Source organism: Blautia sp. DFI.6.71, assembly GCF_020593585.1.
Classification (GTDB): Bacteria; Bacillota; Clostridia; order Lachnospirales; family Lachnospiraceae; genus Blautia_A; species Blautia_A wexlerae.
On the sequence record NZ_JAJDMJ010000181.1, the window covers coordinates 1 to 324 of the forward strand.

Genomic DNA, 324 nt, shown 5'->3' on the forward strand with positions numbered 1-324 from the left:
AACAGGTGTCTTTCAAAAGCTGTTGCATCTCAGAAGTTTTATGAATTTAGAACAAGGCTTAAAGCCAAGTGTGATGAAAACGGCATTGAGTTAAGGGTAGCAGATAGATTTTATCCGTCTTCAAAGACCTGTCACCATTGTGGTTCTGTCAGGAAAAACTTAAAGCTTTCAGATAGAATTTACAGATGTGAATGTGGCTATGTTGCAGACAGGGATCTCAATGCGGCACTTAATTTAAAAGATGCTAAAACTTACAGGATTGCATGATTAAAAGCAAATGTAAGTATGTACCGAAGGCTATTTCGGGAATTAACGACTGTGGAG

At 38.0% G+C, this 324-nt stretch carries 1 protein-coding gene; it reads left to right on the plus strand.

Annotation, left to right across the window (positions count from 1 at the left end):
* The coding region (locus LJE12_RS19795; protein WP_227292425.1) for a transposase at positions 1 to 267 on the plus strand (267 nt) is incomplete at its 5' end.
* Between the last annotated feature and the right edge of the window lie 57 nt (positions 268 to 324).